Source organism: Neisseria elongata subsp. elongata, from assembly GCF_900113545.1.
GTDB lineage: Bacteria > Pseudomonadota > Gammaproteobacteria > Burkholderiales > Neisseriaceae > Neisseria > Neisseria elongata.
In genome coordinates, this window is record NZ_FOPS01000002.1 from 251,749 (window position 1) to 272,473 (window position 20,725).

Genomic DNA, 20,725 nt, shown 5'->3' on the forward strand with positions numbered 1-20,725 from the left:
TTCACATCATGATTCCTTTAACGGATGATGTCGGGACGGGCGGCAAACCATGCCAACACGCATTCGGCAAGCATCAGCACACTTAAAACGGATAATGATGCCGACCACGAACCGGAAACATCGTAAAGCAGGCCCATGCCAAGCGGACCGACGGCGGCAATGGAATAACCGACGGTTTGCGCCATGCCGGAGAGGGCTGCGGCGGTACGGCTGTCGGACGAACGGAGCGCGAAAAGCATTAAGGCGGACGCGAAGCAGCCCGAAGTGCCCGCACCGGCCAAGAGAATCCACAGCGGGGCGGTGCCGGCCGGCATCAGCCACAAGCCCGAGATACCCGCCAGCATCATCATGCTTAAGCCGAGATTGAACCACTGCCTGTGCCTGATGCGGGCGAACAGAAACGATGCCGACAGGCTGCCGGCCAGGGAGCCGATTTGAAACAAGGCGACATAATTGCCTGCGGCGGCGGTTCCTATGCCTTTTTCCATCAGCACCGAAGGCAGGAAATTGACCAGCGAATAAAACAGAAGGGACTGCAAACCCATAAACGCGCTGAGGCACCAAGCCGAACGCAGCCGGCATATATTGCCTGTGAGGCCGTCTGAAAGCATATTTTCAGACGGCCTTTCCGCACCCGCGCGGCGCGCTATGGCCAGCCATACGCATAATGCGGCCGTTGCGGGCAGCAGCCATACCGCCAGCGACCATTGCCAGCCCGCATATTCCGCCAGCGGAACGGAAGCCGATGCGGCCAGGGCCGAAGACAAGGCCATGACCACCGACAGCGTGCCAACCGCCAAGCCGACCCGGCTGGGAAGATTGCGTTTCGCCAGCGCGGGCAGCAGCACGTTGCCCATGGCGATGGCGGCGGCCAACAGCAGCGCTCCTCCCGCCAGCAGACTTTCAGACGGCCCCAACGAGCGGCAAACCAGTCCGACAATCATCAAGGCAAGGGATGCGGCCAATACGCGCTCCATGCCGAAACGCCGCGCCGCTTTCGGTGCGAAAGGCGAAAACAGCGCGAAAGCCAGCATGGGCAGGGCGGCCGCAATGCCCATAAACGTGCCTGAAGTCCGCAAATCGGCCTGTATCATCCCGACCAAAGGGCCGAGTGCGGCCAAGGGCGCGCGCAGGTTGGCGGCCAGCAGGGCGACGGCAATCAGCAGCAGGCCGAGGGGCAGGGCGTTGGGGCGGTTTTTCTGTTTCATACGGTCATAAACGTATTGGGGAATGGTTTGGTTTTAATCAGGGGGCAACTGATTCGGCATTTTGGCGTATGAGGAAGGCGTGTTTTAAATCGCAAGCGAAATCAATCGGTTTGCCTATTGCAGTGTAATGAAAAAGGCGTGTGTTTGCCGGATTGGTTTTCAGACGGCCTGATTTGTCGGTTTGAGGCCGTGCCCATCAAGTCTTTTAAATGAGTGGTTTGCAGAATACCGTTTGTCGCAGATACGTCTTTCAGACGGCCTGACGACGGCGGAAAGGGTTGCTTTTTGATTTCTTTGGCCGCTTTCTGCCTGTCGGTTTGCGCCGGTTGTTCCGTCAGCTTCGTTAAAACAGTTTGTTGGAGTCGAGCAGCAGGGTAACCGGACCGTCGTTGCACAGCGTAATCTGCATATGGGTTTGAAAGCGGCCGGTTTCCACCGTCAGGCCGTGTCCGCGCAGCAAATCCGCCACGGCCTGATAAAGGCGTTCGGCCTGTTCGGGGCGTGCGGCGGCGGAAAAAGAAGGGCGGCGGCCGTTGCGGGCATCGGCGTAGAGTGTGAATTGAGAAACCAGCAGCACCGCGCTGCCAGTGTCTTGCAGCGAGCGGTTCAATTTGCCGTCGCCGTCTTCAAAAATCCGCAATGTGGCAATTTTGTCGGCGATGTAGCGGGCATCGGCTTCGGTGTCCTCCGTGCCGACGCCCAGCAGTACCGTGAGGCCGTCTGAAATCCGTCCGGCGGTTTCACGGGTGTTTCCGTTTAAAACATCTACTTCGGCATGGGTAACTTTTTGAATCACAGCGCGCATATTCGGGCTTTCGGTTCGGGCCGTCTGAAAAGGTATTTCGGCGGACGGACGGTTTCGGATTGAGGGTTGGGGCGGGTGTTTTCAGACGGCCTTCGGGCCGCAAACTCGGCATTGCCGGTTTTTTGTCAAAGCAAAAGACTGCCAACGGCCGCTCAGGGCATTGTAAACGTGCAACCGGCCGTATTCCTGAGGCTCGGTGCCGAGCAGGATTTTCAAGGCTTCGGCGGCCTGCATGCTGCCGATGACGCCGACCAGCGGCGAGAATACGCCGAACAGGGCGCATGCCCCGTCGTCGGCCTGCCCGTCGTCAAATAAACAGGCGTAGCAGGGAGAGCCGGAGAGGTCGGGACGGTAGACGGCCAGCTGGCCGTCGAAGCGGGCTGCCGCGCCGGAAACCAAGGGTTTGGCCGCTGCCACGCAGGCGCGGTTGAGGGCTTGGCGGGTGGCGAAATTGTCGCTGCAATCGAGCACGACATCTGCGTGGCGGACTTGCTCCGCCAGTTCGTCGCCGTCCAGATAATGCGGCAGGGCAACGGTTTCGCAGCGGCTGTTGATGCTTTTCAGACGGCCTGACAAGGTTTCGGCTTTGTTGCGGCCGATGTCGCTTTCATTGAATGCGGTTTGCCGTTGCAGATTGGTTTCATCGACTTCGCCGTGGTCGGCCAAAATCAGACGGCCCACGCCCGCCGCAGCCAAAAACGGCAGGGCGGCCGTGCCCAGGCCGCCGCAGCCGATGACCAATGCGGCGGACGATAAAAGTTTTTCCTGCCCTTCGATACCGATTTCGTCGAGCAGGATGTGGCGGCTGTAGCGTAAGAGGTCGCGGTCGTCCATTACAGGCTCAGGTTCTCGTATTCGTTGGCGAAAATAAACGGGCTGCTTTTTCCGTCATGCTGTTCGAGCAGGTGGACTTGGGTCAGAATCATGGTTTTGTCGTGATGCCGCAATGCGCTGTAAATCGACAGCAGGGCGGTATTCACGCCTGATAAGGCCTCCATTTCGAGGCTGTCGGCATCGTTTGCGGAAACGCTGACCGTTACGCCGATGCGGCAGAGTGCGGCATCGAAGTCGAACTGTACTTTGACATCGGTCAGCCGCGCGGGCAGATGCATCGGCAGCAGCAGGCCGGCTTGTTTGCAGCCGTGTATGGCGGACATGCGGGCGGTGGCTAGAATTTCGCTTTTCCGCAACGGTTCGTCGTCTAGCGCGGCAAACGTTTGCGGGTTGAGGTTGATGTCGCCGCAGGCAATGGCGGTCGGGGTGTCTGGAAGTGTGTTGTCGGCGGCTTCGCCGGCATCTTCGTAGGAGTAGAATGGGTCGAACATAAAAATTCCCGGAATGTAAATTTATTGGAATGGCCGTTTCTTTAATCAGGCCGTCTGAAAAATGCTTTTCAGACGGCCTGTACCCTATGATTCAATCAGTCGTGCAGTTCGGCGGCATGGAGGGTATTTTCCAGCAGTGTGGCAATCGTCATCGGACCCACTCCGCCGGGAACGGGCGTAATCATGGCGGCGCGTTCTTTTGCCGTTTCAAATTCAACGTCGCCGCACAGACTGCCGTCGTCCAAGCGGTTGATGCCGACATCGATAACCACCGCGCCGGGCTTGATCCATTCGCCTTTGACGAAATTCGGGATGCCGACGCCCGCCACCACAATATCGGCCGACGCCACTTCCTCGGCCAGATTGCGTGTTTTGCTGTGGCAGATGGTAACCGTAGCGCGGGACAGCAGCAGTTCCAGCATTTGCGGCCGGCCGACGATATTCGACGCGCCGACGACGACGGCTTTTTTCCCTTCCACTTCCACGCCGTAGCTTTCCAGCAACGTCATCACGCCTTTGGGCGTGCAGGGGCGCATCAACGGCATTTTTACCACCAGGCGGCCGACATTATAAGGATGGAAGCCGTCCACATCTTTATGCGGCAGGATGCGCTCCAAAACCGCCTGGCTGTTTATCTGTTTCGGCAGCGGCAGTTGAACCAAAATGCCGTCCACATCCGGATTGCCGTTCAATTCGTCCACCAATGCCAGCAGCTCGTCCTGCGTGGTTTCAGACGGCATTTCATAAGAGCGCGATTCGAATCCCGCTTTTTCGCAGGCGATTTTTTTGTTGCGGACGTAAACCGCGCTGGCGGGATCGTCGCCAACCAATATTACGGCCAGGCAGGGCGTGTGCAGCCCTTTGTTTTTTCGTTCGGCCACGCGGTCGGCCAGCATGGACAGCCTTTGCCGTGCAACTTCTTTACCGTCGATGATTTGTGCGGACATGGAAAACCTTTCAAACAGAAAACGGGAAGGCGGCATTATGGCATTTTTTGCCGTACTTTTCATAATTGCATCCGTGCGTGGTGGTGTCGAAATGTGCGGTGGAAGATAAATACGTTTTAAAAATAGAACGGTATGGTCGGTTTGGTAAAAAACATGGCGCGGACGCTTGACGCAAAATAAAGCTTTCTGTATAGTTCGCTTCTTCTCGTCGGGGCGTAGCGCAGCCCGGTTAGCGCATCTGCTTTGGGAGCAGAGGGTCGTGAGTTCGAATCCCACCGCCCCGACCAGAAACCCGATAAAATTAGCACGCAAAGGTTGATGCGCCCGTAGCTCAACCGGATAGAGCACCCGCCTTCTAAGCGGGCGGTTACAGGTTCGATTCCTGTCGGGCGTGCCAAAACGGCAAGTTTTCTTGTGGTGGCTGTAGCTCAGTTGGTAGAGCCCCGGATTGTGATTCCGGTTGTCGTGGGTTCGAGCCCCATCAGCCACCCCAAAATCAAAACAAAACCCGTCTCTTTAATGAGGCGGGTTTTGTTATTTTTGCTTCCGGTGTGGCTGGCATGGCTATGGTGCAGCTCGCTGTTTCAGACGGTCTCAGGTTTCAGGCAGGCCGTCTGAAACAGGAAACGGCAGTTAAAGCCGGAAAGCGATGCCGATAATCGGCGGATTGCCGTCTTACCATGCTTTCGGTATGATTTGCCCCTTTATTTCAGTTGAGTACAAAGAGAATGCAAACTTGGCCGCTGCCTGATTTTGAAGGGAAAATTTGCCCTCCTGATATGCTGTCCGCGAAAATCGCCGCCTTGCCCCGGCCGCTGGTTTTTACCAACGGCTGCTTCGATATCCTGCATCGGGGGCATGTTACTTACTTGGCGCAGGCCAGGGCGGCAGGTGCGGCCATGGTGTTGGCGTTGAATACCGACGAGTCGGTCAGGAGGCTGGGTAAGGGTGATGACAGGCCGATTAACACGCTGGCCGATCGGGCGGCAGTGGCGGCGGCATTGTCCAGCGTCGATTTGGTTACTTGGTTTGATCAAGATACGCCTTTCAAGCTTATCGAACTGGTCAGGCCGGATATTCTGATTAAAGGCGGCGACTGGCCGGTGGAGAAAATCGTCGGCTCTGCCGAAACGTTGGCGAGGGGTGGGAAAGTCTATTCGATTCCTTTCCTGCATCAAACTTCCACTACTCAGACGTTGGCAAAAATCCGCGCTTCGGAGCGTGCGTAAATGCAGGCTGTTCATTGGCGGTTGCTGGCCGAGCTTTCAGACGGCCTGCCCAAACATATCGCGGCACTGGCCGGGAAGGCGGGTGTGAAACCGCAGCAGTTGAACGGTTTATGGCTGAAAATGCCCGCGCATATCCGGGGGTTGTTGCGCCAGCAGGACGGTTATTGGCGTTTGGTGCGGCCTTTGGCTGTTTTTTCGGACGAGTGCCTGTCTGCCGTTGCGGGCGGTTTCCGTGCCGAACTGCTCCATACCCATCCTTCAAGTAATGATGCGGTATTGATGGCAGCAAAGCGCGATATTGATGCCGCCCACCGTTATCTGTGTATTGTGCACGAGCAAACCAAAGGGCGGGGCCGGCAGGGGCGCAGTTGGTACAGCCGCATCGGCGAATGCCTGACATTCAGTTTCGGTTGGGTATTCGAACGGCAGCAGGGCGAATTGGGTGCTTTGTCGCTGGCAGTCGGTTTGGCTTGTTGCAATGCATTGCGGCGGCTGGGTGTGCCGGTGCAACTCAAATGGCCGAACGATTTGGTTGTCGGCAGCGACAAATTGGGCGGCATTTTGATTGAAACCATGCGCAGCGGGGGTAAAACGGCCGCCGTTATCGGCATAGGTTTGAATTTTGTCTTGCCGAAAGAGATCGAGAATGCCACATCCGTGCAAGCCGCCTGTCAAAGTGTGCCGCCGAGTGCCGCCAAATTGCTCGGAATCCTGCTGGGCGAATTAGACGGCATATTGTCCGAATTTGCAGTGCACGGTTTCGCCCCTTTCCTTGCGGCTTATGAGGCGGCCAACCGTGATCAGGGTGCTTCCGTCCGTCTGCTGCATAACGGGCAAGTACTGGAAGAAGGCACTGTACTCGGTGTGACCGAACAGGGCGTATTGCGGCTGGAGACGGCCGGAGGCGAAAAACGGATAGCCAGCGGCGAAATCAGTCTGCGTCAAAGCATTGCGCCTGCCGGTAGGGCGGCGACGCGCTATTTATTGTTGGACGGCGGTAACAGCCGTCTGAAATGGGCGTGGGCGGAAAACGGCAAAATAGGCAATGTTTCGGGCGCACCGTATCGTGATTTGCAGCAATTGGGCGAAGACTGGCGGCATTTCGGCGGTAACGGCGTTGCGATAGTCGGCAGTGCGGTGTGCGGTGATGAAAAGAAGGCACTGGTGCAGGAGAAGTTGGCGGCAGAAATCGAATGGCTGCCGTCAATGCCCCATGCCTTGGGTATCCGTAATCACTACCGCAATCCTGCGGAACATGGTTCCGACCGTTGGTTTAACGCATTGGGCAGCCGCCGATTCAGTCGGAATGCCTGCGTGGTCGTCAGTTGCGGAACGGCCGTAACGATAGACGCGCTAACCGATGACGGCAGTTATCTCGGCGGCAGCATCATGCCCGGTTTTCATTTGATGAAAGAGGCCATGGCCATGAAAACCGCCAATCTAAACCGGCGAATCGGGCGCGTTTATCCCTTCCCGACCACCACGTCCAACGCATTGGCGAGCGGTATGATGGATGCGGTCTGCGGAGCCGTTATTTTGATGCACGGCCGTCTGAAAGAAAAAATCGGCGGCGAAAAAACAGTAGATGTCATCCTCACCGGAGGTGGTGCGGCCAAAGTGGCCGAGGCTCTGCCGCAAGCGTTTGTTTTAGACAATGACATTAAAATCGTAGATAATTTGGTCATTTATGGCCTGTTAAGCTGGGTGGGACAAGAATGAAATGGTTGTTTTTTGCGTTGTTGGCGCTGAATATCGCAATATTCGGCGGCATGACGCTGCCTAAAGTCATGGAAAAACAAGAGGCAGAAATGATGGCCAAAAGGAAAGAGGCCAGTGCCCGGATGACGCGTGATTCCGCCGACTTGCCGCAGCCCATGGTCAAACCTTCCGATGCAGGTGCGTCCGAAACGCCGGCCTCTGCTGTTGCGTCCGCCCCGTCGGGCAACTGGTTGACGGACAACGGCGGTGCAGCCGATGTCTATATCGAACCCACCGATACCGAAGAAGATACGGCCAAACAGATAGCCAGATTGCAGGATGAAAGAAACCGCCGCCAAATTCAGGCCAAAGAAGAAGCCATGCGGCGCAGCAAGTATGCACAGGGCAATAATAATCAGGGCAACTTTGAGCGTCAGCCCGTCATGACAGAGGCAGGACAGGGAAACCGCTGTGTAACAACGGCTAATGTTTCCCTGCCGGAAGACGACTATCACAGAATAAAAGGGCTGTTAAACCGTTGGCCGCATGCGGCCAGCCGCACGGTAGAGCGCAAAGAAGCGGTAAGGAGCAAAACAAGTTATGCGGTTTGGACGCCGATTCAAATCGATGCCGGCAGCCAAATGCAGGCCCTTCAAAGCAAAGGCTTCAATACCGTATTGATGGAAGGCGGCATCAGCATTGGCATCCGGTCCGACAAGGCGCAAGCCCAAGCATTGTTAAACCGTTTGCAGGGTGCGGGTTTCACAGGCCAGTTGCGCGAGGTGAATTCAGGTTCGTCCGGAGGTCAGAGTGTTGCCAAAATGCAGATTACATTCATGACTGTGAACGATGCCGATATCAAAGCCATTCAAAATATAGTCGGAAGCTACGGCAGGCTGTCTAGAAACAAATGCCGTTAAAAACAACGGAAGGCCGTCTGAAAGGTGTTTTATTGTAAAACGTCTTTCAGACGGCCTTTTGGTTTCTTGATGCCGAATTGGTGATATCAAGTTAATCCGTTATGCCTGCAGTCAGGTTTCAGACGGCCTCTCCTGCCGCAAAGTCAGTCTTGCAGTGCCTTTCCCGTTCGGCAGTAGTACGGATGCCTGATGCGGGCGTAATTGGGTGTGGGTGATTGCGCAATAAATAGCTATTAAGGGATAAAGTTGTAACAACATGAAATTTCAGGCAACGCCATGAAACGAAAGCAAATAAACAATATTTGTGGGAAAAATAACACACTTTTTGCTGCATTCGTGCAGGGGAAACGCCGATAAAGTTTGTTTTTTTGTGGCGGAACATTTATATTAACAGCCATGTAATCGCTGGCAACGGCGATAAACGCAACAGCTTAATCGGAGTCATCCGGTTTCGCCTGATTTTCTTAAACATAGAAAAGGAATACAGCAATGAAAAAAACTCTGATTGCTCTGTCTTTGGCTGCTTTGTCTACTGCTGCAATGGCAGACGTGACTCTGTACGGTACCATCAAAGCTGGTGTTGAAACCGGTCAGACTAAAGTAAAAACAACTACTACTACTGAGAAAAGCCATACTGTGACTCAGATTGCCGACTTCGGTTCACGCATCGGTTTCAAAGGTCATGAAAACTTGGGCAATGGCTTGAATGCTATTTGGAAAGTAGAACAAAAAACTTCAGTTGCCGGTACTGATAAAGGTTGGGGTAACCGCCAAGCTTACATCGGTTTGGAGACTACCGCCGGTACTTTCCGCGCTGGTAAAATGAGCACCCAGTTGGACGAAATGGATAAAACTGATGCTTGGGAATACAACAACAACGCTTTGGGCTTAGGTATCTTTACCCGTACCGGTCAGAAAATTGTTTCTGTACGCTACGATTCTCCGGTATTCGCAGGCTTCAGCGCAAACGTTCAGTTTACTCCACGTGACAATGCTGTAAATACAGTGCGCGGCGTCGGTAACCCTACTTCTGGTCGTGATGACGCTGCTAAAGACAATGCAGGTTACTATGCCGGTTTGAACTATGAAAACTCTGGCTTCTTTGCTCAGTATGGTTTCGGTTACAAAAAATCTGCTTATGTAGCAACTAACCCAGTTACTGGCGCACAAAGCAGCAAGTCAGGTCAAGCTCACCGTATTGAAGCCGGTTATGATGCGAACAACCTGTTTGTAAGCGGTGGTTACCAGTACACTAACGGTTGGGATAGCCAAGAAAGCTACCATGCAGCTTTGACTGGCGATGCTTATAATGCTTCTGCTGACCGTTCTGCTGGCCTGAAAACTCACGAGTTGGCTGTTACTGGTGCATACAAATTTGGTAATGTAACGCCTAAAGTTTCTTACGCTCACGGCTTCAAAACTGCTGGCAAACACTTGTCTGATGCTGAGAAAAAACAAACTCAGTACGACCAAGTAATCGTTGGTGCTGACTATGACTTCTCTAAACGTACCACTGCATTTGCTCAAGCCGGTTGGTTGAAATCTGGTCATAAAGAAACTTACCGCGTAGAAACTACCGCTGGTTTGGTTGGCCTGCGCCACAAATTCTAATTTAAATTTAGAATTGTTTGCTAAAGAGCCTGCTTTGCAGGCTCTTTTTTAGTTATTGAGGCCGTCTGAAAATATTGTTTCAGACGGCCTTTCCGCAATCCTTGCACATGCCCTTATAATCAAGGGCTGTTTCCGCTACAATGCGCTATGCCTTGAATTTCAGACGGCCTAAAAAGGCCGGTTTTTATATTCCACTATTTCCGAGACACAAAATGACCGATTACCGTAAAACCGTTAATTTATTGGATACGCCGTTTCCCATGCGTGGCGATTTGGCCAAACGCGAGCCGGAATGGCTGAAAAGCTGGTATGAGCAAAAGCGTTATCAGAAACTGCGCGAAAAAATGCAGGGAAGGCCGAAATTTATCCTGCACGACGGTCCTCCTTATGCCAATGGCGATATCCATATCGGTCATGCCGTCAATAAAATTCTGAAAGACATCATCCTGAGAAGTAAGACCTTGGCTGGCTTTGATGCGCCTTATGTACCGGGCTGGGACTGTCATGGTTTGCCGATTGAGGTAATGGTGGAAAAGTTGCACGGGCGTGAAATGCCTATGGCGAAATTCCGCGAGTTGTGCCGTTCTTACGCTGCCGAGCAGATTGCGCGGCAGAAAAAAGACTTTATCCGTTTAGGCGTGTTGGGTGATTGGGAACGCCCTTATCTGACCATGGATTATCAAACCGAAGCCGACACGGTGCGTACTCTGGGGGAAATTTACCGGGCAGGCTATCTGTATCGGGGGGCAAAGCCCGTTCAATTCTGCCTGGATTGCGGATCATCGTTGGCGGAAGCGGAAGTAGAATATAAGGATAAAACTTCTTTGGCCATCGATGTTGCCTATCCGTTTAAAAGCAATGGTGCCGTGGCTGCTGCCTTTGGTTTGAAAAAATTAACCGGGGACAGTTTTGCCGTCATTTGGACGACCACGCCTTGGACGCTGCCTGCCAGTCAGGCTGTCTCTGCGGGAGCGGATATCGTTTATCAACTGATTGCCACGCCGAAAGGGAATTTGGTTTTGGCTAAAGATTTGGCGCGTGATGCGTTGAAGCGCTACGGCTTGTTGGTTGACGGAGCCGATGATGAATCTCTTTCAGACGGCCTCCGGGTTTTGGCGGAAACAACGGGGGCAAGGTTGGAAAGCCTGCAATTGAGCCATCCGTTTTTAGATCGCGATATTCTGTTGTTGAACGGCGAACATGTGAGTACCGAGGCCGGTACGGGCTTGGTTCATACTGCGCCGGCGCACGGTTTGGAAGATTATTTCGTCTGCATCAAATACGGCATCGAACTGTTTAACCCTGTAAACGCACAAGGGCGTTATATTGCCGGAACACCGCGCGTTGAGGGCATGACGGTTTGGGAAGCCAATCCTGTAATTGTCGGATGGCTTGAGGAAGTAGGGCGGGTATTGGCGAACAACAAAATCGAACACAGTTATGCCCATTGTTGGCGGCACAAAACCCCTTTGATTTACCGTGCTACCGGCCAATGGTTTATCGGCATGGATAAAGAGGGTGCGGACGGCAAAACCCTGCGCAACAAAGCATTGAAGGCAGTGGACGATACCGAATTTTTCCCGGCGTGGGGTCGTGCGCGTTTGCAGGCGATGATTGAAGGCCGTCCTGATTGGGTGGTTTCGCGCCAACGGTTCTGGGGTACGCCGATGACCTTTTTCGTGCATAAAGATACGGGCGAATTGCATCCCGATTCGGCACGGTTGCTGGAGGAAGTGGCCAAGCGCATTGAGGAAAAAGGTATTGAGGCATGGTTTGCCTTGGATAAAAGCGAGTTACTGAGTGCGGAAGATTGCGAAAATTACGACAAACTGTCCGATACAATGGATGTATGGTTTGATTCGGGTTCGACGCATTATTCCGTGCTGAAGCAGCGCGAAGAATTGGCTTGGCCGGCCGATTTGTATTTGGAAGGAAGCGACCAGCACCGCGGTTGGTTCCAATCTTCCATGCTGACCGGTTGCGCCACTTTGGGGCGTGCGCCGTACAAACAGTTGCTGACGCACGGTTTCGTTGTCGATCAAAACGGCAGAAAAATGTCGAAATCGCTAGGCAACGTGGTTGCGCCGCAGGAAGTGTATAACGAATTCGGCGCGGATATTCTGCGCCTGTGGACGGCTGCTACCGATTACAGCGGCGAATTGGCCATTTCAAAAGAAATTCTGAAACGGGTAACCGAAAGCTACCGCCGTTTGCGGAATACATTGCGTTTCCTGTTGGCCAATTTGAGCGACTTCAATCCGATTGAAGATGCCGTGCCGCAGGCAGATATGGTGGAAATCGACCGTTATGCCTTGGTAATGGCGCGCCAACTGCAGGAAAAACTGGCCGGCGATTATTATCCGCGTTATGCCTTCCATTTTGCAGTACAGGATATTGTGTCGTTCTGCTCGGAGGATTTGGGTGCGTTCTATCTCGATATTTTAAAAGACCGCCTCTATACCACCAAGGCCGGCAGCCATGCCCGCCGCAGTGCGCAAACCGCGCTTTACCACATTACCCGCAGCTTGGTTTTGCTGATGTCGCCGATTTTGTGTTTTACTGCAGAAGAAGCCTGGGACATCATTGGCGGCGGCGAAGAAGACAGCGTGTTGTTCCATACATGGCATGATTTCCCGCAAATGCCGGCTGCCAGCGAAGCGGAGCTGGTGAAGAAATGGCAGGCCATACGCGAGGCGCGTAATGCCGTTACCGCCGCAATCGAACCGTTGCGTGCGGACAAGTCGCTGGGTTCTTCGTTGCAGGCAGAGGTGGAGATTACTGCCGATGCCGATTTGGCCGCTGCATTGTCCGCATTAGGCGAAGAGTTGCGTTTTGCCTTATTGGTTTCGAAAGCCGTAGTTAAGGAAGGAGATGCCTTGTCGGTTGATGTGCATGTTAGCGGCGGGCAAAAATGCGAACGTTGCTGGCATTACACCGAAGATGTTGGAACAGTGGCAGAACATGCAACTGTTTGCGCCCGTTGTGCCGATAATATTGACGGGCAGGGCGAAACAAGGAATTACGTTTAAGTCTTAGTTTAAAAGGCCGTCTGAAAATTGGTTTTCAGACGGCCTTTTAGATTGTCTACAATGATAAGGTAAATCAGTATGTTGCATATAAATTACGCGTTAATCTGAAAATATGACCGTTTGTTTTTAAAAATAACCGATAAACCTAAATGAAATAAGCAAGAGACCGTTTGTAATACAATCATCTTCCTTTCTATTCAACCGCTTTGTTTCAAAAGGAAGCATGATGCAGCTGATGTATGTAACCCCGCAAGAAATTCTGGATTTTTGGTTCAGTAAAGAAGTTAAACGGCATTGGTTTGAACATAGCGAATTTCTGGATACGAAAGTCCGCGTGATGTATGAGCGGATTTTCCGTGATGCTGTTAATTGCGAATTATCGGACTGGCGGGATACCATACAAGGGCGGTTGGCAGAAATTATCATTCTTGACCAGTTTTCAAGGTTGATTTTCCGCGGCAGGCCGCACGCTTATACGCAAGACCGTATGGCATTGTTGCTGGCGCAGGAAGCTGTTCGGCATCAGTCTTTCCCTTTTTTGGAGGCCAAGCAACGTCAGTTTATCCTCATGCCTTTCCTGCACAGTGAAAACCGTAATATCCATACTGTGGCGCGCGGTTTGTTCCAGCGGTTCGGTACACCGAAGAGTGTGCGGTTGGAGGAGCGTCATAAGGCGGTCATCGACCGTTTCGGGCGTTATCCCCACCGCAATGCCATTTTAAACCGTCAAAGCACTCCTGAAGAATTAGCCTTTTTGAAGGCAAACCCCAGCGGTTTTGAGTTGGATGACGAGGATGATGACGACGAGTGATAAGACGGTCTTGTAAAGATTGTTTGTCTGGAGAATGAAGCAAGCAAACAGATGCTTTAAGGTTTTTCAGACGGCCTATATGTAAGCCGGGTTCCGTATATTGCGGAACTCGGCTTTTTCTATTTCCGACTGTGCCGGCTAACGGAGGCTGAGGGGAAGAGTTTATTTGAATCGCCCCTATCAATTCAGACGGCCTTCCGCAGAGGGGAGGCCATCTGAAAACAGGGAAACGAAATCACGAAATCCGTTCGATTTTCGCACCGACGCGGCCGAGTTTGGTTTCGATGTGTTCGTAACCTCTGTCGAGATGGTAGATGCGTTCGACAACGGTTTCACCGCCTGCCGCCAATCCTGCAATGACGAGGCTGGCGGAGGCGCGCAGATCGGTTGCCATCACGGTTGCGCCGGAGAGTTTTTCCACACCGTTGACGAAAGCGGTATTGCCTTCGGTGGAAATATCCGCACCCATGCGGTTGAGCTCGGGAACGTGCATAAAGCGGTTTTCAAAAATGGTTTCAATCACTTTGGAAGAACCTTCCGCCACAGCGTTCATGGCCATAAATTGAGCCTGCATGTCGGTGGGGAAGCCGGGATGTTCGGTGGTGCGGATGTTTACCGCTTTCGGCCGCCGCTTCATATCGATGGAAATCCAGTCGTCGCCCGCTTCGATAAGTGCGCCGGCTTCCACCAGTTTGTCTAAGACGGCTTCCATGGTTTTGGGAGCGGCGTTGCGCAGTACGACTTTGCCGCCGGTCATGGCGACGGCGCATAAAAACGTACCCGCTTCGATTCGGTCGGGAACGACGCTGTGTTCGCAGCCGTGCAGTTCTTTTACTCCTTCGATTGTCATGGTCGGCGTGCCGATGCCGCTGATTTTCGCCCCCATTTTGACTAGGCATTTTGCCAAATCGACAACTTCGGGTTCGATGGCGCAGTTTTCCAAAACGGTGGTACCTTCGGCCAATGTGGCGGCCATCAACAGGTTTTCCGTGCCGCCCACGGTAATCATGTCCATAACCACGCGCGCGCCTTTCAGACGCCCTGAAGCTTTAACGTAGCCGTGTTCGATGACGATTTCCGCACCCATGGCTTCCAGCCCTTTCAGGTGCTGATCGACGGGGCGCGAGCCGATGGCGCAACCGCCGGGCAGGCTGACTTCCGCCTTGCCGAAGCGGGCGAGGGTCGGACCGAGGACGAGGATAGAAGCGCGCATGGTTTTTACCAACTCGTAAGGAGCGCAGGTGTTGTTGACTGTGCCGCCGTTGATTTCAAATTCGGAAACATTGTCGGTTAAAACGCGTGCGCCCATGCCTTGCAGCAGTTTCTGCGTGGTTTTGACATCGCGCAGCATGGGGACGTTTTTCAGCCGCAGCGTACCTGCGGTCAGCAGTCCGGCACACATCAGCGGCAGGGCGGCGTTTTTTGCGCCTGAGATGGTGATTTCGCCGTTTAAGGGGCCGTTGGCGGAAATTTTAAGTTTGTCCATGGATTACTTTCGGTGGGAACGGGAAGGGTGGGCGGTTAGCCGCGTGCAGCCCATTCCGCAGGCGTGGCGGCAACGGAAACCGATAGGGCGTGCAGTTCGTTGGAAGCGAGTTTTTCGGCCAAACCGTCTTTAATCAGGCGGTGGCGCGCCAATCGGGCTTTGCCTTCGAAGGCGGATGAGACGATGACGGCAAAAAAGTGGTGGCCGTCGCCTTCCACTTCGATGTGTTCGCAAGGGACGATGGCGGCAATCAGTTCTTTGACCTGTTCGGGCAGCAGCATGGCGGTTCCTTTTGTTGTATCGGTTTGTTTGGTTGCAAAAGGCGGGATTATACCGTTTCGCTCTCAGGCCGTCTGAAAAATATCGGACGGCAAACAAAGAGGCCGTCTGAAAACCCGGAAACAGGTTTTCAGACGGCCTCTTTGTTGGAATGTTTCAGTTTATTGGTATTGGCCGGCAGCCGCGCCTGCGCCGATGGCGAATACGACCAGCAGGATATAAAGCGCGACCACGATGGCTATGAAAATCAGCCAGGCCTTGCAGTAGTTGGCTTTGTTGGGGTTGGTATTACTGCCGAAGCCCCACACGAAAGCCATAATCAGGTTAACCAAAGGAATGGCCAAAACGATGGAAGTCACAATCCAGTCGCCAATGGTCATGACGGGAGCCTGCTGTTGGCCGAATTGTTGCGGTTGGTGATATTGCGGCTGCTGGTTCAGCAGCGGGTTGGACGGTTGGTTCATTCAAACTCCTGAAACAAGGTTGTGCTGTTTGCAAAAAATTACGCGGATTATACATTTTTCACTGACAGTTGTCATTCCTATTTATAACTTTTCGCATTTGTCAGACGGCCTGCCAGCTTTTGGCTGCCCTGATGTCTGCGGCGATCTGCCGCCGGAGTTGTTCCATATCGCCGAATTTTTCTTCATCGCGCAATTTGTGCAGGAAACGGACAAACAGCCGTTGGCCGTAGAGGTTGCCCGAAAAGTCGAACAGGTGGACTTCCAGCTTTTGTCTGCCCGAATCGCTGACGGTGGGATTGAGGCCGAAACTGGCCACGCCGCGCCGTTTGCCAAACGTGCCGGATGCTTCGACGACGAAAACGCCGTTTAAGGCATAGCGGTGCGGCGGCAGGTGGATGTTGGCGGTAGGGCTGCCGATTGTCCGTCCCAGCTTGCGCCCGTGGGCAACCCGCCCGCTCAGGACGCAGCCGTGTCCCAAAATCTGTTCCGCCTCTTTCAGACGGCCTTCGCGCAAGGCTTGCCGCACGGCGGTACTGCTGGCGCGGATGCCGGCCACGAGGATGCTCGGCGTGCGCTCGGTAACGAAGCCACTGTGGTTTTGCAGCAGGTCGAAACTGCCCGCGCGGTCGCGGCCGAAACGGAAATCGTCGCCGACCAGCAGATAACGGGTGTTTAATTCCCGTTGCAGGATGTGTTCGATAAAGTCTTCGGCGGGCATTTGTGAAAATGCGCGGTTGAAACGCAATACGCGGACGTTGTCCACGCAGCCGCTTTCGTGCAGCAGGCGCAGCTTGTCGCGCAGCGGTGTCAGGCGGGGCGGCGGTTCGCTGCCACGCAGGCGGGCAAAGAATTCGGCCGGTTGCGGCTCGAAAACGACGGCCGTGCTTTGCAGGCCGCGTGCGGCGGCCTCGCTTTTGAGACGTTGCAGGATGTGGCGGTGGCCGAGGTGCACGCCGTCGAAGTTGCCGATGGTAACGGCTGCGGGCGGGGCGTTTTGCACAGGCGTGCCGCCAAGGAGGATTTTCATAGGGTTGCCGCTAGGAAAAAAGCGGCTATTGTAAACGGATTTGGCGGGTGCTTACAGTATGGCGGGGAGTGCGGCGGCAATTAAATGTTTCAGGCGGTGTTTTTTCTTGTAAAATGCGCGGTTTCCCATGCAAAAGGCGCAACGCCGTTTTTGCTTTCCGTTACAACTGTCGGGCAGTTTGTTATATGAGTTTCCGTTTCGATATTATTTATGAATACCGCGAGATGTTCCTGATAGGGGCATTGACTACTTTGGGACTGACCTTCGTCGCCACACTGGGCGGTACGCTGCTGGGGTTGCTTGGTGCGCTGGCGAGGATTGTGCGTTTCGAGAAGGGCGGGCCGCTATTGAAGGCCTTGGCCTGGCTACTGCGGAACGTTTCGCTGCTGTATGTAACGCTGTTTCGCGGTACGCCTTTGTTTGTGCAGATTTTTATTTGGTATTACGTTTGGAGCGTGGCCCTGATTCATCCCGAACACGGCTGGTTGGTGAATGGGGAGCAGGCAATCGCCATGCGGCGCGACTACGGCGCGATTACGGCGGGTGTTTTGGCATTGACTGCCAATGCGACAGCGTATATCACCGAGATTTTCCGTGCGGGCATCCTGTCTATCGACAAAGGCCAAATGGAGGCGGCGCGTTCGCTCGGCCTGACTTATCCGCAGGCGATGCGTTTCGTGATTCTGCCGCAGGCTTTCCGCCGTATGCTGCCGCCGTTGGCAAACGAGTTCATTACGCTGTTGAAAGACAGTTCGCTGCTTTCTTCCATTGCCGTGGCTGAATTGACTTATGTACAACGCACGATTTCCGGACGTTTTTCAATTTACGAAGAACCGCTGTATGCCATCGCGCTGATTTATCTGCTGATGACCATCTGCCTGAGCTGGTTCTTCTCCTCGTTGGAGAAACGTTACAATCCTCAGCGTCGTTGATTGTTCTAACGAATCAAATGACAAAAGAAGGCCGTCTGAAAAACCGTTTCCTGGTTTTCAGACGGCCTTTTGATATTTTGCTGCGGCTTATTCCGTTACGGTTTTTGCAATCAGTTTTTCCGCATTGGCCAAGCTGTTTTCCACGTCGGAGAAGTTGATTTTGCTGCCCTGAATCAGGGCACGGGTGTCGTTGAAGACGACTTTGACTTGTCCGTCCTGTTCTGTAACCAGCACTTTCAGCGGCAATTGCAGGGCAAATTCGGGGTCTTTGACCATCAGCGGCGTTCCGGCTTGGGGCGTGCCGAAGACGATGACGGTAGCCGGCTGCATGGATAATCCTGATTCTTGAGCGGCGGCCTGGTGGTTGATGATGCCAAAAATGCTCATGCCTTTGGCGAGGAAACTTGCCTGCAGGCGGGCAACGGTATCATCGAAGCTGTAGCGGCTGGTGATGCTGTGGACGGAAGGCATGGCTTGCTCCTTTTTGGCGGAAAGTTGGGACGGCGCGGCGCAGGCAGCCGTGCCGAGAAGGATGGCTAAGGCAATGGCGCGCAGTGAGGTGGCTTTGAGGTTCATTTTGAATGCTCCGTGTCGGGGTAGGATGGATTTGAGGCCGTCTGAAACACGGTTTTATTCCGTTGAAGCTGTGTTTTAGCTTCGCAGAAACTCGTCTTCTTTCGGAAAACTCGTTTTAGCTCGGCAGAAACTTGCCTTTCTTCGGAAAACTCGTTTTAGCTTCGCAGAAACGCAACTTCCTGGCGGAAGTTGCGTTTTCAGACGGCCTCGGATGATGTGGCGGATGAAATTCGAATCAGGGCCAGCGGAGAGGCCGCAGATGGGCGGGCGCATATGGCGCAGGAGGACAGGGGAGCGCCGCCCTGCCGGTTCGCACCTCATCCGTGATATAGGGAGGAAGGGCGGTTATTTCATGCCTTTGGCCAGCAAATCCTGATAGCCGCCGTGGTTGCTGACGTTGGTGTAGCCCATTTTTTCCAACTGTTGTTTGGCCAGTCCGGCACGGCGGCCGGATTTGCAGTAGAGGTGGATGGGGGCGTTTTTGTCGGCAGCCGTTGCGGAAATTTTATTGGCGATTTGGTCGTGCGGGATATTGATTGCGTCGGCAAGGTGGCCTTCTTGGTATTCTTCCGGCGTGCGCACGTCTATCCAGATGCCTTTTGCTTTGGCAGGTTGGACGGACGGAGCCGGGTGTGCGGCGGCGTGCGCGTCGGCGGCGTAAACGGCGGGGGAGAGCATGGCTGCGGCAAGCAGCGCGGTCAGGATTTGTTTTTTCATGACATTTCTTTCTGTTTGACGGTTAGGCGTTCGGGTTTCGTGAAGCTTTGCTTTGGTTTTGCAGAAACTCTGCTTCCTTTGGAAACTTTGTTTTAGCTTCGCAGAAACTCCGTTTTAGCTGCGCAGAAACTCAACTTCCGTTGGGAAGTTGAGTTTTCAGACGGCCTTTCTTTAGCGTTGGCTTTCCGCGGCTTCGAAGGCGCGCAGGGCGTAAGTATAAGCCGCTCCTGCGTTGAGCGATATGGCTGTGGCCAATGCGCCGGCGATTTCGCCTTCTGTGGCTCCTGCTTTAACGGCAGCGGCGGTGTGGACGCTGATGCAGCTTTCGCAACGGGTGGTCACGGCTACGGCGATGGCGATGAGTTCGCGGGTTTTGGCATCCAGTGCCTCTGCTGCTGCGGCTTGCTCGAGTGCGCCGTAGGCTTGCAGCATTTTCGGGTGTTTTTTACCCATTTCGCCGAAGGATTTTTTGACCAATGCGGTGTGTTCGTTCCAGTCTTTAAACATGATTTGCTCCTGATGGCGGATTGGCTGCGAATCGGGACGGCGTTTCTCCGCCTTATCCCGATTTGAACCGTATCCGTATGGTTAAGTGTGTCCGGGTTCGGATTTCGGCGGCCATTGTTGCGCGTTTTGTATTAAAATAATCTGCAAATCGTATCATTTGGTGGCGTAAAAATGGATATTCTCGACAAGCTGGTGTCGCTGGCGCAAATCAGCGGCAGTGTGGACGTGCAATGCCTGTTTCAGGGCGGATGGTATGTGCGGCATGAGGCGCGGCGTGGTCAGGCCTTGGTGCACATCGTAACGGACGGCGAGGGTTGGCTTCAGGTGGACGGTATGGACAAACCGCGCCTGCTGGGCAGCGGCGATGTGGTGTTTTTTCCGCACAAAATCGGCCATGTTTTGAGTAGTGATGCGGCTTGCGCCAATACGGGCGCGGGGGTGGAGATAGCGTCCAACGGTGTGTTTACGCAAAAACGCAGCGGGTCGGGCAAGGCGGATTTGAGCTTGTTTTGCGCCCGTTTCGATTACGACCGTCAGGCCGATTTGATGGACAGCCTTCCGGAAACGGTGTTTCTGAATATGCGCCATACCGCGTTGCAAAGCGTGGTGGCGATTTTGCAGCAGGAGGCCGAACGGCCGCAGCACGGCTCCAAGTCGGTGGTGGACGCGCTGTCGACGGTACTGCTGGTGTTATTGGTACGGACGTTTTTATCGGAAAACCGCATACCCACGCTGCCGGACGGCATATTGAAGGGCTGGCACGACCGCCGTTTGCGCGGTGTGATTCAGGCGGTGTTGGCGCAGCCGGAGCGGGCGTGGAATATCGAAGAAATGGCGGCGGCGGCCACGGTGTCGCGCGCGCAGCTGATGCGGCTGTTTAAAGCGCAAACGGGCATGAGCCCGTATGCCTTTGTGAACCGAATCCGTCTGCAGCAGGCGGCGGCAATGTTGAAGCAGGGGTCGGATTCGGTGCTGGCCATAGCGTTGGCGGTGGGCTTCGGTTCGGAAACCCATTTCGGCAAGGCGTTTAAAAAGGCTTACGGCATTTCGCCCGGGCAATACCGGAAACAGGCTGAGGATGATATGGAATTTGTCATTTGAGGCCGTCTGAAAGCAAAAGTTTCTGCGAAGCTGAAACGTGGTTTCAATCAAGT

The 20,725-nt window shown here is 54.0% G+C and carries 21 protein-coding genes and 3 tRNA genes; 11 read left to right on the top strand and 13 right to left on the bottom strand.

The genetic code is table 11. From position 1 onward, the window contains the following. Nucleotides 1–17: 17 nt before the first annotated feature. The 5 genes from BM261_RS03290 to folD form a co-directional block, all read right to left on the bottom strand. Nucleotides 18–1,208 carry an MFS transporter gene (locus tag BM261_RS03290; RefSeq protein WP_074895092.1) on the bottom strand — a complete coding sequence of 397 codons (1,191 nt, stop codon included), beginning with the start codon at nt 1,206–1,208 and terminating at the stop codon, nt 18–20. 343 nt (nt 1,209–1,551) lie between these two features. Further along, entirely contained in the window at nt 1,552–2,013 is a 462-nt protein-coding gene (gene dtd, locus BM261_RS03295) for a D-aminoacyl-tRNA deacylase (RefSeq protein ID WP_074895095.1), read from the bottom strand. A gap of 81 nt (nt 2,014–2,094) precedes the next feature. Next, a complete protein-coding gene (locus BM261_RS03300) occupies nt 2,095–2,847 on the bottom strand; it encodes a HesA/MoeB/ThiF family protein (protein WP_074895098.1) in 753 nt (250 codons plus the stop codon). Then, nucleotides 2,847–3,338, bottom strand: a complete 492-nt coding sequence (locus BM261_RS03305; protein WP_074895101.1) for a cyclic pyranopterin monophosphate synthase MoaC — start codon at nt 3,336–3,338, stop codon at nt 2,847–2,849. The genes BM261_RS03300 and BM261_RS03305 overlap by 1 nt, the downstream gene beginning before the upstream one ends. Before the next feature lie 95 nt (nt 3,339–3,433). Then, nucleotides 3,434–4,285 carry a bifunctional methylenetetrahydrofolate dehydrogenase/methenyltetrahydrofolate cyclohydrolase FolD gene (gene folD, locus BM261_RS03310; RefSeq protein ID WP_041961648.1) on the bottom strand — a complete coding sequence of 284 codons (852 nt, stop codon included), beginning with the start codon at nt 4,283–4,285 and terminating at the stop codon, nt 3,434–3,436. Nucleotides 4,286–4,494: 209 nt separating this feature from the next. On the opposite strand from folD, the gene BM261_RS03315 reads away from it, so the two are divergent. From BM261_RS03315 to BM261_RS03340, 6 genes are all read left to right on the top strand, one after another. Further along, nucleotides 4,495–4,572: transfer RNA gene (locus tag BM261_RS03315), tRNA-Pro, on the top strand. 33 nt (nt 4,573–4,605) lie between these two features. After that, nucleotides 4,606–4,682: transfer RNA gene (locus tag BM261_RS03320), tRNA-Arg, on the top strand. 20 nt (nt 4,683–4,702) lie between these two features. After that, nucleotides 4,703–4,778, top strand: a tRNA-His gene (locus BM261_RS03325). A 235-nt stretch (nt 4,779–5,013) separates the two neighbouring features. Next, nucleotides 5,014–5,514: an adenylyltransferase/cytidyltransferase family protein gene (locus tag BM261_RS03330; RefSeq protein ID WP_074895107.1), complete on the top strand. Its 501-nt coding sequence runs from the start codon at nt 5,014–5,016 to the stop codon at nt 5,512–5,514. Beyond that, nucleotides 5,515–7,233 carry a bifunctional biotin--[acetyl-CoA-carboxylase] ligase/type III pantothenate kinase gene (locus BM261_RS03335; protein WP_074895110.1) on the top strand — a complete coding sequence of 573 codons (1,719 nt, stop codon included), beginning with the start codon at nt 5,515–5,517 and terminating at the stop codon, nt 7,231–7,233. It begins immediately after the preceding gene. Then, entirely contained in the window at nt 7,230–8,132 is a 903-nt protein-coding gene (locus tag BM261_RS03340; RefSeq protein ID WP_074895113.1) for a hypothetical protein, read from the top strand. Before BM261_RS03335 ends, BM261_RS03340 begins: the two co-directional genes overlap by 4 nt. A 111-nt stretch (nt 8,133–8,243) precedes the next feature. Here the strand turns inward: BM261_RS03340 and BM261_RS12625 are convergent, their stop codons facing one another. Then, entirely contained in the window at nt 8,244–8,390 is a 147-nt protein-coding gene (locus BM261_RS12625) for a hypothetical protein (protein ID WP_177207347.1), read from the bottom strand. 231 nt (nt 8,391–8,621) lie between these two features. On the opposite strand from BM261_RS12625, the gene porB reads away from it, so the two are divergent. The 3 genes from porB to BM261_RS03355 all read left to right on the top strand — a co-directional run bounded on the left by porB (nt 8,622) and on the right by BM261_RS03355 (nt 13,583). Continuing rightward, the gene (porB, locus tag BM261_RS03345) at nt 8,622–9,743 is read left to right on the top strand and encodes a trimeric porin PorB (protein ID WP_074895116.1); all 1,122 of its coding nucleotides are present in this window, start codon (nt 8,622–8,624) and stop codon (nt 9,741–9,743) included. Nucleotides 9,744–9,955: 212 nt separating this feature from the next. After that, nucleotides 9,956–12,772: an isoleucine--tRNA ligase gene (gene ileS / locus BM261_RS03350; protein ID WP_074895118.1), complete on the top strand. Its 2,817-nt coding sequence runs from the start codon at nt 9,956–9,958 to the stop codon at nt 12,770–12,772. Nucleotides 12,773–12,998: 226 nt separating this feature from the next. Continuing rightward, nucleotides 12,999–13,583: a DUF924 family protein gene (locus BM261_RS03355; RefSeq protein WP_074895121.1), complete on the top strand. Its 585-nt coding sequence runs from the start codon at nt 12,999–13,001 to the stop codon at nt 13,581–13,583. Between the two features lie 235 nt (nt 13,584–13,818). Here the strand turns inward: BM261_RS03355 and murA are convergent, their stop codons facing one another. The 4 genes from murA to ribF all read right to left on the bottom strand — a co-directional run bounded on the left by murA (nt 13,819) and on the right by ribF (nt 16,839). Beyond that, nucleotides 13,819–15,069 carry a UDP-N-acetylglucosamine 1-carboxyvinyltransferase gene (gene murA / locus BM261_RS03360; RefSeq protein ID WP_074895123.1) on the bottom strand — a complete coding sequence of 417 codons (1,251 nt, stop codon included), beginning with the start codon at nt 15,067–15,069 and terminating at the stop codon, nt 13,819–13,821. Nucleotides 15,070–15,104: 35 nt separating this feature from the next. Continuing rightward, a complete protein-coding gene (locus BM261_RS03365; RefSeq protein WP_003773891.1) occupies nt 15,105–15,350 on the bottom strand; it encodes a BolA family protein in 246 nt (81 codons plus the stop codon). Between the two features lie 159 nt (nt 15,351–15,509). Beyond that, nucleotides 15,510–15,812, bottom strand: coding sequence for a hypothetical protein (locus BM261_RS03370; protein ID WP_074895125.1), 303 nt, complete (start codon nt 15,810–15,812; stop codon nt 15,510–15,512). A gap of 100 nt (nt 15,813–15,912) precedes the next feature. Next, nucleotides 15,913–16,839: a bifunctional riboflavin kinase/FAD synthetase gene (gene ribF, locus BM261_RS03375; protein ID WP_074895127.1), complete on the bottom strand. Its 927-nt coding sequence runs from the start codon at nt 16,837–16,839 to the stop codon at nt 15,913–15,915. A gap of 185 nt (nt 16,840–17,024) precedes the next feature. On the opposite strand from ribF, the gene BM261_RS03380 reads away from it, so the two are divergent. Continuing rightward, the gene (locus BM261_RS03380; protein WP_003773897.1) at nt 17,025–17,771 is read left to right on the top strand and encodes an amino acid ABC transporter permease; all 747 of its coding nucleotides are present in this window, start codon (nt 17,025–17,027) and stop codon (nt 17,769–17,771) included. Between the two features lie 87 nt (nt 17,772–17,858). Here the strand turns inward: BM261_RS03380 and BM261_RS03385 are convergent, their stop codons facing one another. The 3 genes from BM261_RS03385 to BM261_RS03395 form a co-directional block, all read right to left on the bottom strand. Next, the gene (locus BM261_RS03385) at nt 17,859–18,347 is read right to left on the bottom strand and encodes a DUF302 domain-containing protein (RefSeq protein WP_074895129.1); all 489 of its coding nucleotides are present in this window, start codon (nt 18,345–18,347) and stop codon (nt 17,859–17,861) included. A gap of 345 nt (nt 18,348–18,692) precedes the next feature. Continuing rightward, complete coding sequence (locus tag BM261_RS03390; protein WP_074895131.1) at nt 18,693–19,064, bottom strand: rhodanese-like domain-containing protein; 372 nt, start codon at nt 19,062–19,064, stop codon at nt 18,693–18,695. 171 nt (nt 19,065–19,235) lie between these two features. Next, complete coding sequence (locus tag BM261_RS03395) at nt 19,236–19,571, bottom strand: carboxymuconolactone decarboxylase family protein (protein WP_003773903.1); 336 nt, start codon at nt 19,569–19,571, stop codon at nt 19,236–19,238. A gap of 171 nt (nt 19,572–19,742) precedes the next feature. Here BM261_RS03395 and BM261_RS03400 point away from each other — a divergent pair, with 171 nt between their 5' ends. Continuing rightward, nucleotides 19,743–20,672 (top strand): cupin domain-containing protein, encoded by a 930-nt coding sequence (locus BM261_RS03400; protein WP_003773907.1) that lies wholly within the window; start codon nt 19,743–19,745, stop codon nt 20,670–20,672. The last annotated feature ends 53 nt before the right edge of the window (nt 20,673–20,725 follow it).